Raw genomic sequence first — 14,070 nt, 5'->3', positions numbered from 1 at the left:
ATTACCGACAAAATCTACCAATATTGACCGATAGCGAGAGAAATAAAAAACCGCCGCATTATCATAATGCGGCGGTTTTTTTCATGCTATAAAAACGTTCTCTGTACTTTTTCCCAGAAGGAATTGTTTTTTAATTTAACTGTTTTAATTTGTTTATCGCTTAAGCGTACAACAGCTTTTTCTACTTGTTTAATGCTAAGCGCTTCATTATCCATACCGATAACAGGATAATCGTTACCGTCTGGTCTTAGTTTTAAAGTTAATGTACGTTCGTGATTTAAAATGAACGGTGAACCGAGTGTACGGTAAGTGTTGTTATTTAAAGATGCTAGTTCGCTTACTTGGAAACATGGGATAAGCGGATCAACAACTGCACCATGCAATGATTTGTTGTAAGCTGTACTTCCTGTTGGGGTAGAAACTACTAAACCGTCCCCTCTAAATGTTTCGAAGTATAAATCATCAACGTGAACATCTACAACAAATGTTTTAATAATGCTAGAACGTAATGAGAACTCATTTAAACAATAGAAAGATGTACCGTGATCTACATCTACCTGAATTGTTGGATATTTGCGCACTTCAATTTCGTTTTTTGTAATTTCTTGAAGGGCTGTATCGATGTGATCAATGTGGAAATCACAGTAGAACGAAATTTCATCTTTCGTAGAAATCCCTGCGTATAAGCAATCTTCTCTAAAACCAGTTTTACGAACGGCTTGTAAGAAGGTTGCATCATCTCCAACACTGACGATAGCGTTTGCATTTTTTGGATGATCTAATATGGTAAATCCATTCTCTTCTAAAATACGATAGATTGGGTTCATTTTTTCAACGAGCGTTGCTTTGTCATCACCATAAAAGAAAAATAAATTGCGACGATCTGCCATTATGTATCCCTCCACTGCAGTTAAATTTTCTGTTTTTCGTGCTACATATCATTAGAGTCCGTTCTCGATGATATGTTCAAATAATATATTTCGATATAAAATGTCAAAATCCCTTTTTATTTTTAGAAAAATTTTTATATTCAATCTTATGGAATTCTGTTTAATGATGAATAAACTTGTCGATAATGGGTACGGAGTGAAAGGATGATACGTATGCAGTGGTTCGTAATTGGAATAATAATTCTTCTCCTTTTTATTTTGCTTATACTATTGTCGAAAATAAAGCTTAAAGTGACATTTTTATATTCAGAAATGGAAAAGCAATGTTTGTTTCAAGTGAAAATATGGATGATTCGATATACATTCGATGTACTGGAAAGAATTGAAAAGCAACAGAAGAAGACAGGACAAAAGATCGAGAAAGCTGAAGAGGACGGCGGATTAGATAATAAAATTATAGCGCAACTTGATAGTATGGGGGAGCTGATAAAAAAGCTGCAAGAAGTTCATACTATTGTTAAAGATTTTCTCAAACGAGTGAAAATCAATGGTTGGAGATGGCATACGCAAATTGGTGCAGGTGATGCAGCTAGTACTGGAATTGTCACTGGATATGCATGGGGGACAAAAGGAATGGCTGCTGGAGTTGTAGGACAATATATGCATATTGTCGATGTACCTGAATTTGAAATTACGCCTGTTTTTCAAGGGAAAGGATTTGCGTCAAGATGTGAGTTAACAGCATCCTTTCGTATATTCCGTACTGTAAAAACAGCGGTGAAATTGCTCATGTTTATGAGAAAGCAAAAATCTGGTGTGACAGAAAAATCTGTTCAAGCATAGGGGGGATATAGAATGGACCATCCAATTCAAGGTTTAATGACAACCGCAATGCAGCATTTAAAACAAATGACTGATGTAAATACAATTGTTGGTGATCCGATTAAAGCGGCAGATGGAAGTGTAATTCTTACCGTTTCGAAAGTTAGTTTCGGCTTTGCCGCTGGTGGAAGTGAATTTGGTAAAGAACAAGCAGGCCGTCATCCATTTGGTGGGGGAAGTGGAGGAGGAGTTTCTATTAATCCTGTTGCTTTTCTTGTTATAAATGGAGACGGTGTAAAAGTATTGCATTTAGATAAGCAAACACACGTCATCGATAAAATAATTGAATTAGCGCCACAAGCTGTTGATAAAGTGAAGGAAATGATGGATAAACGAAAAGAAGACGATCCTGAATTTCAAATTTAACAAATAAAGAAGCTGATCAATGGATTGGCTTCTTTAATTTTTTTGTAAATAAAGCGATTTTATTTGCATTATCGATAGGGACAAACTATCATTTACATTGTACATATTTTGTTTAAATAAGGGAGGATTTTCAAGTGGCAAACGTAACTTTTAAAGGTAATCCAATGACTTTAGTTGGAACAGAAGTTAAAGTTGGCGATCAAGCGCCAAACTTCCAAGTATTAGCAAACGACTTATCTCCAGTAAGTTTAGAAACATACAAAGGCGAAGTAAAATTAATTAGTGTTGTACCTTCAATCGACACAGGTGTGTGTGATGCACAAACACGTCGTTTTAACCAAGATGCAGCAGGTATTGAAAACGCGAAAGTATTAACAATTAGCGCTGACTTACCATTCGCTCAAAAACGCTGGTGTGCAGCAAACGGTTTAGAAAATGTTGTAACACTTTCTGACCACCGTGACCTTTCATTCGGTGAAGCTTACGGCTTAGTAATGAAAGAGCTTCGTTTACTTGCTCGTGCAGTATTCGTAGTAGATAGCAACGACAAAGTAGTTTACGCAGAGTACGTAAGCGAAGGTACAAGCCATCCAAACTATGAAGCAGCATTAGAAGCAGCTAAATCTGCAAAATAATGTGAAGGAAATGACCTCTTATAAAGAGGTCGTTTTTTCTCATATATTGCTGCATAACGGTACCAATATATGAGAAAAAACGTTATATCGCATATAACTGAAAGGGGAGCTCTTTGCAGGAGGTCGCTTTTTCTTTTTGGAAAAAAACACTTTGTGGTATGATATAAGTTATGTGTAAAAGAGAGAAGGAGGAATGTACGTGAGTCAGACAGTAGAAACATTATTTTCTATTTTTGATTCTTCTGCGGTAGTTTTACGTAAAGAATTAGATGTAACATATTTAGAGGCGCTTGTAGAAACAGGTGATAACTTGTTTGAAGGAGCAATTTTACAAGAGGAATTATCTGAGTCAGCAATTGAAAGGCTGAATCGTGAATATAGTACGTTTAATGAAGAAACATATAAAGGTGAAGAAATTCGTAAAGCATTTCAGTTAGCCATTTTAAAAGGAATGAAAGAAGGCGTACAAGCGAATCACGAAATGACGCCTGATGCAGTTGGCATGTTCATGAGCTACTTATTCCATAAATTTATGCAAGGTCAAAACGAAATTACTGTGTTAGACCCTGCGATTGGAACAGGTAACTTAATGACTACAGTGTTTAATAGCGCCAAAGAAGGACTAGCAATGAGTGGGTTTGGTGTAGAAGTGGATGAGGTGCTAATTAAACTTGCTTTAGTAAATGCGAATTTACAAAAGCATGCAATCGAATTCTTCCATCAAGATGGACTAGCGCCACTTTATATCGATCCGGTTGATGCAGTCGTTTCAGACTTACCGATTGGTTACTATCCAAATGAAATCGGTGCAAGTGAATATAAGTTAAAAGCAGATGAAGGAATGTCGTATGCACATCATCTATTTATTGAACAAAGTGTGAAACATACGAAAGAAGGCGGGTACTTATTCTTCCTAGTGCCAAACTTCATCTTTGAAAGTGATCAAGCACCAAAATTACATGCATTTATTAAAGAAACATGTTTTATTCAGGGGTTATTACAGCTACCTGTTTCCATGTTTAAAAACGAGAAAAATGCAAAAAGTATATTTGTTCTTCAAAAGAAAGGCCCTAGTGTAACGATGCCAAAACAGGCGTTATTAGTGGAGTTACCTAAATTCTCCAACATGAAGGCGATGGAGAACATTATGGATCAGTTAAATACTTGGTTTGCAACGCATAAATAAGGCTAGGTATATGTAACAGGGTAAGTAATTCATGTAGTACAGTTTTATATGATATGTCATATTTTTAAATATATACTAGATTTAACTGAATTTTTTTGAAATCTGTAATATATATTTTTTCTTGGTGTTACAATTTTTTCACTTGAAATATATGTCGGACGATGTTTAAATTAAAATCGTGAGTATAAAATTTGCTAATGATGAAACGTTTTCATATGAAGTGAATTTAATTAGATAAAATCGAGCGGTTTGTGGAAACATCCACACAACTACCAAGAGAAAAAGGGGCGAAAGACTAGATGTCAAAAATCATCGCGATTAACGCAGGAAGCTCTTCCTTAAAATTCCAATTATTTGAAATGCCAAGTGAAACAGTATTAACAAAAGGTTTAGTAGAACGTATCGGTTTAGAAGATAGTATCTTCACTATTACTGTAGATGGCGAAAAACAAAAAGAAATTACAAACATTCCAGATCACGCAGTAGCAGTTAATATGCTTCTTAAAAAATTAACTGAAAACGGAATCGTTAAGTCTCTAGATGAGATTGGCGGTATCGGTCACCGTGTTGTTCACGGCGGCGAAAAATTTGCTGATTCTGTTTTAATTACTGATGAAGTATTAGCTGATATCGAAGAATTAAGCGATTTAGCACCACTTCATAACCCAGCAAACCTTGTTGGTATTAAAGCATTCCAAGAAGTATTACCAAACGTACCAGCAGTAGCAGTATTCGATACAGCATTCCACCAAACAATGCCGGAATCTGCATTCCTATACAGCTTACCATATGAGTACTATGAAAAATTCGGCATCCGTAAATACGGTTTCCACGGAACTTCTCATAAATACGTAACTGAGCGTGCGGCTGAATTATTAGGTCGTCCACTTGAAAGCTTAAGCTTACTTTCTTGTCACTTAGGTAACGGTGCAAGTATCGCAGCAGTAGAAGGCGGTAAATCTATCGATACTTCTATGGGCTTCACTCCACTTGCTGGTGTAACAATGGGTACACGTTCTGGTAACCTTGACCCTGCGTTAATTCCATACATCATGGAAAAAACAGGCCAAACAGTAGAAGAAGTAGTTAACGTATTAAACAAGAAGAGTGGTATGTTAGGTCTTACTGGGTACTCTAGTGACCTACGTGACATCATTGCGAAAGAAGAAGGCGACCACCGTGCGAAAGTAGCACTTGATGTATTCGTAAGCCGTATCCACAAATACATCGGTTCTTACACTGCTCGTATGAAAGGTGTAGACGCAATCATCTTTACAGCTGGTGTAGGTGAAAACAGTGCAATTATTCGTGAGCGCGTATTAGAAGGCCTTGAGTACATGGGCGTATACTTCGACGTAAAACGTAATAACGTATTTGGTGAAGAAGCATTCATCAGCTTCCCACACTCTCCAGTAAAAATTATCGTAATTCCAACTGACGAAGAAGTTATGATCGCTCGTGACGTACTACGTCTTGGAGATATTGGTTAATATACTATATAAAAAAAGACGAGATCCTATAGGGTTTCGTCTTTTTTCTTTTGGATATAGTTTAAAATTCCATCTGGATATAGTACTTTTTCCTTCTGAATGAAAGCTGTAATGGGAATCCATTTCGCATACGATACTGTTTGCTCATCTTGTATATTCATTATTTCCATTTCATATAGTGATGTGCCTAGTAAACGTAAAGAATATAGCTGAATGATTTCATGACCAATTTCTCCATCAAGATGAAAGATGTTTTCTAAGCATCCTAAATAATGGGTGATTTCCACTTCTGTATGAAGTTCCTCTTTAAATTCACGAATAACGGTATGTGCTGATTTTTCACCAAGTTCAATTGAACCACCAAGAGGTCGGTAAAATGTTTCATCGCCTGTATGATATTCTTGTACGAGAAGGCGACCTTGATGTGTAGCAAGACCAAAAGCTTTTGCACGTGGATACATATACAATCACTCCTTATTTATTTTGTATAAGGCTGATTATAATCTGTTTTGTAATAAAAGGTGTCGTGTATTTAAGCCTGTGTTCTAATCGTGATCCCATTAAATAAGTCATTCCAAAATGCTTCATTATACTGAAATACATCCATAATAGGGCATTTTATAGCGCAAATATTTTGTAATCCCCAATCTTCTTCTACAACAGTTGGTACATCTTCAGGAATGAGTAATAGGACAGAGAATGTATGTTTAACTATTTGAGATAAAATGTGTTCCAAGGAACGAGCTTCTTCGTATGTTCCTCCAGTTCGAATAAACAATATGGATTCTTCCGTTTCAATTGTAGTTAGAAAACGATGAATTCGATGCTCATAGTTTAACTTAATTTCTGTATAAGAAGGCCAAGAAGTTGGTGTGTTTACATCTGTTTTAAAATCATGGCAGGAGTCGATTTCATATAGGTTATCACGGAGCCTTAATTTCGCATCATCATCCCAAAATGAGATGAAGGATAAGTTTTCGAACTGTAAAAAACGGTCAAATCGATTTTGTAATAATACATTCACTTTTTCTAATGAAGGGCTTAGCATAAAATCGATAACACCAAAAAATGGTGATAATTTGAATTGATATAAAGCCCAAGCAGGCCAGCAATTTTGTCCTAAGCTGAATACTGCATTATATTCTTTTTTTATATTGGATAGATTCATGTGGTTCATCTCATCCTTTTTGTTAATATTTTATGTCATTAAAAAATGGTATGTGAATAAAGATAGACAAGCATATTTGCAAAGAATAAGCAGAAATATGTTACAATAGAAAAAAATCGAACGAGGTGGTTGTTACGATGCGATCGAAGCGAGAACAAGCCATTTTAGACAATATAAAAGAATGGGAATCGCAATTAGTTGAGCAAGAAGCGACTGATTTTCAAAAAATGTTTGATAAATGGGTACATACGACAATTGCGAAATTACCTGAGAAAAAACGAAAAGATTTCTTTACGAAAGCAGATGGATGGCTCTTTCATTTGCATGCATTGATTCAAAGTTCACAATCACAGTTAGATGCGCGTAATCGTATTTTAGGAACGTCGAGATTATTTGATGAATCGATTGAACAACTGGAAGATTTAAAAGCGCTATCTATTGATCAATTAACATACATAGCAGAGCAGCAAACAGCACGACATCGTTTATATTCATTCGTACAAGGCGGAGCAACGGGTGCTGGAGGTTTATTATTATTAACGGCTGATTTTCCGGTTATGATCGCGTTAAATGTGAAGGCTGTCCAACTTATTGCCACATCATTTGGGCATGATGTGAACAAGCCTTATGAAATGATGCTTGCGTTAAAGGTGTTTCATGCGTCATTACTACCAGGAAGACTTCAGCAATATGCATGGTACAATTTACTGCAAGAGCTAGAGCAAGAAGATTCGTTCTTCTATGAAGGGGACGAAGCGGTGTTACAACCAGCTTCTACTGAAGTTGTGTTAAAACAAATTTTGAAAACATTTTCGATTTATGCTCTTCGTCGTAAATTATTCCAAGGTATTCCGGTAATTGGAATGGCAATTGGGTCTACAGTGAATTATCGTTTAACGAGAAACGTTACTGAATTTGCAAATAGATTTTATCAAGTACGCCACATAGTCGAGAAGGAAAAAAGAGCATAAAAAAAGCGAGAGGCCGAAGCCTTTCGCTTTTTTAATTTGTTGCATGCTTTTTGGACATTGGAATAGATACTGGTTGCTTTTCTGTTTTCTTCTCTGCTTTTGGATAATAAATTAAATCCAATGTTTTTGCCTGTACGGCAATCGAAAGAATAGTAAAAGCAATTTCTGTCCAATTTAAATAATATAATGAAAGCGCAAGAACAATCGCGTCAAAGACGAAGAAAATTTGCCCAATTGTAAAACGAGTTCGTTTACTTAATACAATTGTTAAAATATCGTCCCCGCCGGTTGCACCGCCAAATCGCAATATAAAACCGAGTCCAATACCAGCTAATGCACCGCCAACTACTGCAGCTATAAATAAATTGTTTGATAAATCGACCGTAAATGGAGAATAATTTTCCATAAGAGAATAAAATACTCCGAATGAAATCGAACCTAGGAATGAATAGCCAACCATTTTTCTACCTAAAAATGAAGCACATAGTAAAATAATTGGGATATCCATAATTACAGTTGAAATAGATGGTGAAATATCATAAAAATTTTGGATGAATAGCGCAATTCCTACAAAGCCACCTTCTGTTAAGTGATTTTGGAAGTGAATGTGATATAGCGCTGCTGCTAAAATAAATGAACCGATTAAAACCATAAAAATTTCTTTAATAATTTGTCGACTTTGGATGTTCCTCATCGTTATTCCTTCTTTCCGTAGTTAGTAGTCCTGTTTGTGTTGTAAACTAACTACGAGCTCACATGTAGCTTTCAGTTAGTTTACGAAAAAACTAACTACGCTATATGTCGCTGAAGAAATAACGAATAATCCTCTCGTCCATCAATTCTCCCTACCTTCGTTTTAGTTTAAGTCTTAAAACGACTAAACAAAACGTGGAGTAGGATTCTTCATTTAGCAATCCTTCTCTTCTTTGTTTAGCTAGTAACAATTAAGTCCTAAACAAAACGCTATGTGTAAGAAGAGTCTTTTTTTTGCCAAATTATCCTTCGGGCAATCATAATTTCCCCACTCTCGTATTTTTTTCGCTAGACTAAAGTATCTGAGCTGAAAAATACGCTACGTGTATGATTCGTCAATACGATGCCACATGCTCCTTCGAGCGATCATGATATCAAAATCCCTTCCTTCAAGATTTATATTATTATATCATACTTTCAAAAAATGTATGCGGATGGAAACCGACAATAAACGGAGGGGATCTACAAAAATTGTTATGTTTAAATATTTTTGTAGAAAAGTCTAAGTTATTTCGCTAAGTCGGACAGTTTTTTAGTTTGTCCAATAAGTAAAAAAAGAAGAATTTTTATTCAGTTGTATTCTTTTCATCACTTTTATCTTTAAAAAACGTATCCCAGCTAATCACACTTAAAAACGTTAAAGCGATAATAACGAAAGCGCGTATAAATTTTAGACCTCCTTTTGTACACAGTATATGAATCGTTCACTTTGAAATGTGTCATTTTTTTACAAGTCGTAACTATTATGAGAGTATATTAATATAGATAGATGAAGGGGAGAGTGAAGATATGCTAAAAGACATGTTTAAAAGAAAAGAATTAACATGTGTTTCATGTCAGAAAAAGATTCAATATGAAGAAGAGTTAGTTGCCTTTGTAAAGTTACCGAAAGAAAGAAGTATATTAGTCGGCCCATTTGATGTGTGTTTGGCGAAAACAGCACAAGAAATATATTGTAAATCGTGTTACGACAAAAAAGCATGACCCAAAATAATTGAGGGGCATGCTTTTTTCATTGGTGTGCCTTCCCCTCAGATACATTTTGAGTGAGTCGATACCAAAGCCAAAGGTCATTAATGATGGAAGCGAGATCGGCAATTTCTGAATTCAGTTTGCAAGAAATTTCGAAGTCTTCTTCGTTATTTAAATGATGCTGTTTTGCATTAATAGAGTGCTCGAGTTCTTTTATTCGATCAGGAATCTTTCCGCGAACTTGTTCCCATTTCAATAAAATAGCATGCTGCATTTTTTCGGGGATATCTTCCCAATCTTCTTGTAAATGAGGAATTTCAATTCCTAGATGATCATCGTATAAGAAATATTTTTCCATAAGTTCACCCCCGTTGTCCTGCTTATATTGTACATGAAAACAGAAAGAAGCTCGATGGAATTGTTTGAAAAAATTTGAAAATGACTCTTGATACATTTTGTAAAAGGTGTTAAAGTGTGAATTATTATAAAAGAAAATGAATATTTATTCTTTAGGGGGATGCAAAATGGAGAAGAAAAAAGTGGTATTAGCATATTCCGGAGGTCTTGATACTTCCGTTGCAATTAAATGGTTACAAGAGAAGAATTATGATATTATCGCGCTTTGTTTAGACTTAGGGGAAGGTAAAGACTTAGCATTTGTAAAAGAAAAGGCACTTTCAGTAGGTGCAATTAAATCATATATGATTGATGTTCAAGAAGAATTTGCAAATGAATATGCATTGATGGCGATGCAAGCGCACACGTTATACGAAGGGAAATACCCTCTCGTTTCAGCGTTATCACGTCCACTTATCGCGAAGAAATTAGTTGAAATTGCAGAACAAGAAGGAGCGACTGCAGTTGCACATGGATGTACAGGGAAAGGGAATGATCAAGTTCGTTTTGAAGTTTCTATTCAAGCATTAAATCCTTACTTAGAAGTGATTGCGCCTGTACGTGAATGGAAATGGTCACGTGAAGAAGAAATTGCCTATGCAAAAGAAAACAATGTACCAATTCCGATTAATTTAGATAGCCCGTTTTCAATCGATCAAAATTTATGGGGACGCAGTAACGAATGTGGCATTTTAGAAGATCCATGGGCAGCGCCGCCAGAAGATGCATATGAGATGACATTAGCTTTAGAAGATACACCGAATAAACCAGAGTTTGTAGAAATCGGTTTTGAAGCAGGCGTACCGACGACTTTAAATGGTACTGCATATTCACTTTCAGAACTAATTAAAACGTTAAATGCACTTGCTGGAAAACATGGCGTTGGACGTATCGATCACGTAGAAAATCGTCTTGTTGGTATTAAATCGCGTGAAGTATACGAATGCCCAGCAGCGATGACATTAATTACGGCGCATAAGGAACTTGAAGATTTAACACTCGTAAAAGAAGTAGCGCATTTTAAACCGATGATTGAGCAGAAAATAACAGAACTTATTTATAACGGTTTATGGTTCTCTCCTTTAAAACAAGCGCTTAACGCTTTCTTACAAGAAACGCAAAAGAATGTAACAGGTACAGTGCGTGTGAAATTATTTAAAGGCCATGCGATTGTAGAAGGACGTAAATCTGAGTACTCTTTATATGATGAAAAACTAGCAACATATACTGCCCAGGACGAATTTAATCATGATGCAGCAGTTGGATTCATTTCATTATTCGGTTTACCGACGAAAGTATACAGCCAAGTGAATCAAAAGAAGGTGGAAGCGTGAGCAAACTTTGGGGCGGACGTTTTACAGAAGAAGCGGAAGCATGGGTTGAAGAGTTCGGAGCGTCCATCTCCTTCGATCAACAATTAGTAAATCAAGATATAAAGGGAAGTATTGCGCACGTAACGATGCTAGCAAAGCAAGGCATCGTTACGAAAGAAGAAGCAGAGAAAATAAAGGTAGGTCTTCAATATTTATTAGAAGAAGCGAAACAAAATAAATTACATTTTTCAGTTGAAGCGGAAGACATTCACTTAAACATTGAAAAAATGTTAATTGAACAAATCGGTGAAGTAGGAGGGAAACTTCATACTGGCAGAAGCCGTAATGATCAAGTGGCGACTGATATGCATTTATATTTAAAAGAAAAAGTAGAACATATTATAAAAGCTACAAAACAATTGCAAACGGTTCTTGTTCATCAAGCAGAAAATAATATTGAAACTATTATGCCTGGTTATACGCACTTGCAGCGTGCCCAGCCAATTTCATTTGCTCATCATATTCTCGCTTACTTTTGGATGTTAGAGCGTGATGTGAATCGTTATGAAGATTCGTTAAAGCGTATTAACATTTCACCATTAGGAGCAGGAGCGTTAGCTGGGACAACATTCCCGATTGACCGAGAATATAGTGCGGAGCTTCTTGGATTTAATGGAATCTATGAAAATAGTTTAGATGCAGTGAGCGATCGTGATTTCATACTGGAGTTCTTAAGTAACTCATCTATGCTCATGATGCACTTATCACGTTTTTGCGAAGAACTTATTTTATGGAGTAGCCAAGAGTTTCAATTTATTGAAATGAGCGATCAATACGCAACGGGAAGCAGCATTATGCCGCAAAAGAAAAATCCAGATATGGCGGAACTTATTCGTGGTAAAACAGGCAGAGTATACGGTAATTTATTTAGTTTACTTACAGTTATGAAAGGATTACCGCTCGCTTACAATAAAGACTTGCAAGAAGATAAAGAAGGAATGTTTGATACAGTAAAAACAGTTGAAGGGTGCCTTCATATTATGGCAGGCATGCTAGAAACGATGACTGTAAACAAAGAAAAAATGGGGCAAGCTGTGACGCAAGATTTCTCAAACGCAACAGAAATTGCTGACTACTTAGCAAGTAAAGGACTACCATTCCGTCAAGCTCATGAAATTGTTGGGAAGCTAGTGCTACACTGCACACAAAAAGGAATTTATTTATTAGATGTACCACTTGAAACGTATAAAGAAATGAGTTCGTTATTTGAAGAAGATTTGTATGAAGTTCTTTCACCATATGCAGCTGTGAAACGTCGTAACAGTGCTGGCGGGACAGGGTTTGAGCAAATTGAAAAAGCTTTGGAGAAGGCGAAGGGATTAGTTGGAGAGTTTGTTGGAAGTTGATTGATAGGAAAGAAGGTACGCTAACCTTAGTAGAGGAAAGCGTACCTTTTTTTGTTTTTATAGAATCTAAATTATTGTTGGTTTGTTTTCCTCAATTTTCGTTCTTTTATAAGTTTCCTAATATCCTTAATTATATAAATAGTAAGTCCGATCAGCGGTACAATATAACAAATTTGCCAAACGATATATATCCATGTATCTTTAGATCCTTGAGTGACAAAAAAACTTTCGATTAACATAGAACCAAAATAAACTGAGAAAAATAATAGGGCAGTATCTTTTTTCTTACCCATGAAAAACAGTATTAAAAACATAATAGAAAGACCCATGGGCCAATACATACTTTCGAACATTGAAATTATAAACCACCTTTTATTCGTGCATATAATATGAAGAAATGAAAATGTTTGTTAAGGAACATTATCTTTCTTGGTTATGCATTTGCATTATATTTTGCAACAATTGTTCTCTTACTTAGTTTGATGCATAACACAGTATATACTACATATGTAGGGAAATAAACAATAAAATAGTCATAGCTAGGATTTCTTATGCCTATCTCGTCCTATTGATTTATTTTCTTGTCTTTCAAAAAAGTGGTGGAGAAATCTTCTCCACCGCCTAAAATTAATCATATTTATGTCGATCTTCCGTAATTCGAATAAACTCAATATCCATCAAATCTCGTAGTAATGCACCATTACTTAGTTCCACACCATGTCTTTCTTTGAAATGTGTACGGATTGTATCTAACATTTCGAGCTCTTTCCCGTTCACATCTAAAATAATACGTTCAGAATCATTCATGTAGCATCCTCCTTTTTTAACATATATATTTTGTCCGTCTATTTCTAAAAAATGTATGTTAACCTAAAGTTAGGAAATAAGAAAGGAATGGAAAATGAGACGTATTTATTTTGTTGGGTTAATTTTGTACACGCTAATCGTATTACACGGTGCATTCCCAAATATCTTTTCATTTAAGGATGTAGAAACAGTACACATTGGGATATTTATTTTTATTCTATTTGTAGTAGATTGCTGTATTTCAATATGGCTTTCGAAAAGAAAACATGTACAAAATAAAAAAGAAATGGAACGGAAAAAGAGAAAACGTTCCTTTTGGATGACGACGTACTGTTTTTCTTTAGTACTTATTGCTGTTTTTTTTAGTGAGCATATTCCATTAGAAAGATTAGATATTGGATTTGGAGCGTTCGTATTTGCATATTATTTTTTCATGCACTTTCTTCCTTATATGAAAGGAAAACGAGGAGAAGAGGAAGATTCGCTTGTAGAAGAAGCGAGAGAACAAGAGCATAAGAGAATAGAAGAAGATATACAGAAACTTGGAGAACAAAAATGGTATTTAAAATCTAAAATCATATATGTTCTGTGCTTTATCACGCCGCCAATCGGTTATTTGTATGTGTTCTTGCTTCGTAAAAAAATGACAGAAGATGCAAAGCAAACGTATTTGACGGTTGCGACGATTATGATGGCATTATGGTCTTTGAAGTTCTTACCGCCATATGTGCTGGCAGTAGCTGTTGTAGTGATTGTTTGTCTTGTGTTTATAGTGAAGTATGTGAAATGAAGAAAAACAAGAGCTTGTAATATTAAGCTAATAGATAGATTAAAG

At 35.5% G+C, this 14,070-nt stretch carries 16 protein-coding genes; 10 read left to right on the top strand and 6 right to left on the bottom strand.

Annotation, left to right across the window (positions count from 1 at the left end; translation table 11 throughout):
• Positions 1 to 86: 86 nt before the first annotated feature.
• Positions 87 to 890: an NAD kinase gene (locus tag PDL00_RS14040; RefSeq protein ID WP_071724291.1), complete on the bottom strand. Its 804-nt coding sequence runs from the start codon at positions 888 to 890 to the stop codon at positions 87 to 89.
• A gap of 204 nt (positions 891 to 1,094) precedes the next feature.
• Here PDL00_RS14040 and PDL00_RS14035 point away from each other — a divergent pair, with 204 nt between their 5' ends.
• From PDL00_RS14035 to ackA, 5 genes are all read left to right on the top strand, one after another.
• Positions 1,095 to 1,733, top strand: a complete 639-nt coding sequence (locus tag PDL00_RS14035; RefSeq protein WP_063260709.1) for a DUF2953 domain-containing protein — start codon at positions 1,095 to 1,097, stop codon at positions 1,731 to 1,733.
• A 12-nt stretch (positions 1,734 to 1,745) separates the two neighbouring features.
• Positions 1,746 to 2,138, top strand: a complete 393-nt coding sequence (gene ytfJ, locus PDL00_RS14030) for a GerW family sporulation protein (RefSeq protein ID WP_063260710.1) — start codon at positions 1,746 to 1,748, stop codon at positions 2,136 to 2,138.
• Between the two features lie 134 nt (positions 2,139 to 2,272).
• Positions 2,273 to 2,773 (top strand): thiol peroxidase, encoded by a 501-nt coding sequence (gene tpx, locus PDL00_RS14025; RefSeq protein WP_000024525.1) that lies wholly within the window; start codon positions 2,273 to 2,275, stop codon positions 2,771 to 2,773.
• A 199-nt stretch (positions 2,774 to 2,972) separates the two neighbouring features.
• Complete coding sequence (locus tag PDL00_RS14020) at positions 2,973 to 3,959, top strand: class I SAM-dependent methyltransferase (RefSeq protein ID WP_000084362.1); 987 nt, start codon at positions 2,973 to 2,975, stop codon at positions 3,957 to 3,959.
• A gap of 299 nt (positions 3,960 to 4,258) precedes the next feature.
• Positions 4,259 to 5,449 (top strand): acetate kinase, encoded by a 1,191-nt coding sequence (gene ackA / locus PDL00_RS14015; RefSeq protein WP_270729625.1) that lies wholly within the window; start codon positions 4,259 to 4,261, stop codon positions 5,447 to 5,449.
• A 26-nt stretch (positions 5,450 to 5,475) separates the two neighbouring features.
• Here the strand turns inward: ackA and PDL00_RS14010 are convergent, their stop codons facing one another.
• Together PDL00_RS14010 and PDL00_RS14005 are read right to left on the bottom strand one after the other, a co-directional pair.
• Positions 5,476 to 5,910, bottom strand: coding sequence for an NUDIX hydrolase (locus PDL00_RS14010; protein ID WP_270729623.1), 435 nt, complete (start codon positions 5,908 to 5,910; stop codon positions 5,476 to 5,478).
• Positions 5,911 to 5,981: 71 nt separating this feature from the next.
• Positions 5,982 to 6,617 (bottom strand): DUF1796 family putative cysteine peptidase, encoded by a 636-nt coding sequence (locus PDL00_RS14005; protein WP_242250889.1) that lies wholly within the window; start codon positions 6,615 to 6,617, stop codon positions 5,982 to 5,984.
• A 137-nt stretch (positions 6,618 to 6,754) separates the two neighbouring features.
• Between PDL00_RS14005 and PDL00_RS14000 the strand changes: the two genes are divergently transcribed.
• Positions 6,755 to 7,588 (top strand): EcsC family protein, encoded by an 834-nt coding sequence (locus PDL00_RS14000; protein ID WP_001256871.1) that lies wholly within the window; start codon positions 6,755 to 6,757, stop codon positions 7,586 to 7,588.
• 31 nt (positions 7,589 to 7,619) lie between these two features.
• On the opposite strand, the gene PDL00_RS13995 is transcribed toward PDL00_RS14000, so the two are convergent.
• A complete protein-coding gene (locus tag PDL00_RS13995) occupies positions 7,620 to 8,282 on the bottom strand; it encodes a YitT family protein (protein WP_073516718.1) in 663 nt (220 codons plus the stop codon).
• Positions 8,283 to 9,130: 848 nt separating this feature from the next.
• Between PDL00_RS13995 and PDL00_RS13990 the strand changes: the two genes are divergently transcribed.
• Complete coding sequence (locus PDL00_RS13990) at positions 9,131 to 9,325, top strand: hypothetical protein (protein ID WP_000910292.1); 195 nt, start codon at positions 9,131 to 9,133, stop codon at positions 9,323 to 9,325.
• A gap of 28 nt (positions 9,326 to 9,353) precedes the next feature.
• Here the strand turns inward: PDL00_RS13990 and PDL00_RS13985 are convergent, their stop codons facing one another.
• Entirely contained in the window at positions 9,354 to 9,671 is a 318-nt protein-coding gene (locus PDL00_RS13985; protein ID WP_063245305.1) for a hypothetical protein, read from the bottom strand.
• Positions 9,672 to 9,837: 166 nt separating this feature from the next.
• Between PDL00_RS13985 and PDL00_RS13980 the strand changes: the two genes are divergently transcribed.
• Both PDL00_RS13980 and argH read left to right on the top strand, forming a co-directional pair.
• Positions 9,838 to 11,043: an argininosuccinate synthase gene (locus tag PDL00_RS13980; RefSeq protein ID WP_097845525.1), complete on the top strand. Its 1,206-nt coding sequence runs from the start codon at positions 9,838 to 9,840 to the stop codon at positions 11,041 to 11,043.
• A complete protein-coding gene (argH, locus tag PDL00_RS13975) occupies positions 11,040 to 12,428 on the top strand; it encodes an argininosuccinate lyase (protein WP_270729616.1) in 1,389 nt (462 codons plus the stop codon). The genes PDL00_RS13980 and argH overlap by 4 nt, the downstream gene beginning before the upstream one ends.
• Before the next feature lie 627 nt (positions 12,429 to 13,055).
• Here the strand turns inward: argH and PDL00_RS13970 are convergent.
• Positions 13,056 to 13,235, bottom strand: coding sequence for a ProA domain protein (locus tag PDL00_RS13970; protein ID WP_242250886.1), 180 nt, complete (start codon positions 13,233 to 13,235; stop codon positions 13,056 to 13,058).
• A gap of 94 nt (positions 13,236 to 13,329) precedes the next feature.
• Here PDL00_RS13970 and PDL00_RS13965 point away from each other — a divergent pair, with 94 nt between their 5' ends.
• The gene (locus PDL00_RS13965) at positions 13,330 to 14,025 is read left to right on the top strand and encodes a hypothetical protein (RefSeq protein ID WP_270729615.1); all 696 of its coding nucleotides are present in this window, start codon (positions 13,330 to 13,332) and stop codon (positions 14,023 to 14,025) included.
• Positions 14,026 to 14,070 lie beyond the last annotated feature (45 nt).

This window comes from Bacillus cereus group sp. TH152-1LC (genome assembly GCF_027710505.1).
GTDB classification, from domain to species: domain Bacteria; phylum Bacillota; class Bacilli; order Bacillales; family Bacillaceae_G; genus Bacillus_A; species Bacillus_A mobilis.
The sequence above is the reverse complement of the archived record's forward strand: the minus strand, read 5'-3'. Positions and strand labels throughout refer to the sequence as shown.

Bases quoted from the DNA above. Each gene is read 5' to 3' on its own strand.
- PDL00_RS14040 (WP_071724291.1), bottom strand. From the start codon at position 890: ATGGCAGATCGTCGCAATTTATTTTTCTTTTATGGTGATGACAAAGCA.
- PDL00_RS14035 (WP_063260709.1), top strand. From the start codon at position 1,095: ATGATACGTATGCAGTGGTTCGTAATTGGAATAATAATTCTTCTCCTT.
- ytfJ (WP_063260710.1), top strand. From the start codon at position 1,746: ATGGACCATCCAATTCAAGGTTTAATGACAACCGCAATGCAGCATTTA.
- ackA (WP_270729625.1), top strand. From the start codon at position 4,259: ATGTCAAAAATCATCGCGATTAACGCAGGAAGCTCTTCCTTAAAATTC.
- PDL00_RS14010 (WP_270729623.1), bottom strand. From the start codon at position 5,910: ATGTATCCACGTGCAAAAGCTTTTGGTCTTGCTACACATCAAGGTCGC.
- PDL00_RS14005 (WP_242250889.1), bottom strand. From the start codon at position 6,617: ATGAATCTATCCAATATAAAAAAAGAATATAATGCAGTATTCAGCTTA.
- PDL00_RS14000 (WP_001256871.1), top strand. From the start codon at position 6,755: ATGCGATCGAAGCGAGAACAAGCCATTTTAGACAATATAAAAGAATGG.
- PDL00_RS13995 (WP_073516718.1), bottom strand. From the start codon at position 8,282: ATGAGGAACATCCAAAGTCGACAAATTATTAAAGAAATTTTTATGGTT.
- PDL00_RS13990 (WP_000910292.1), top strand. From the start codon at position 9,131: ATGCTAAAAGACATGTTTAAAAGAAAAGAATTAACATGTGTTTCATGT.
- PDL00_RS13985 (WP_063245305.1), bottom strand. From the start codon at position 9,671: ATGGAAAAATATTTCTTATACGATGATCATCTAGGAATTGAAATTCCT.
- PDL00_RS13980 (WP_097845525.1), top strand. From the start codon at position 9,838: ATGGAGAAGAAAAAAGTGGTATTAGCATATTCCGGAGGTCTTGATACT.
- PDL00_RS13970 (WP_242250886.1), bottom strand. From the start codon at position 13,235: ATGAATGATTCTGAACGTATTATTTTAGATGTGAACGGGAAAGAGCTC.
- PDL00_RS13965 (WP_270729615.1), top strand. From the start codon at position 13,330: ATGAGACGTATTTATTTTGTTGGGTTAATTTTGTACACGCTAATCGTA.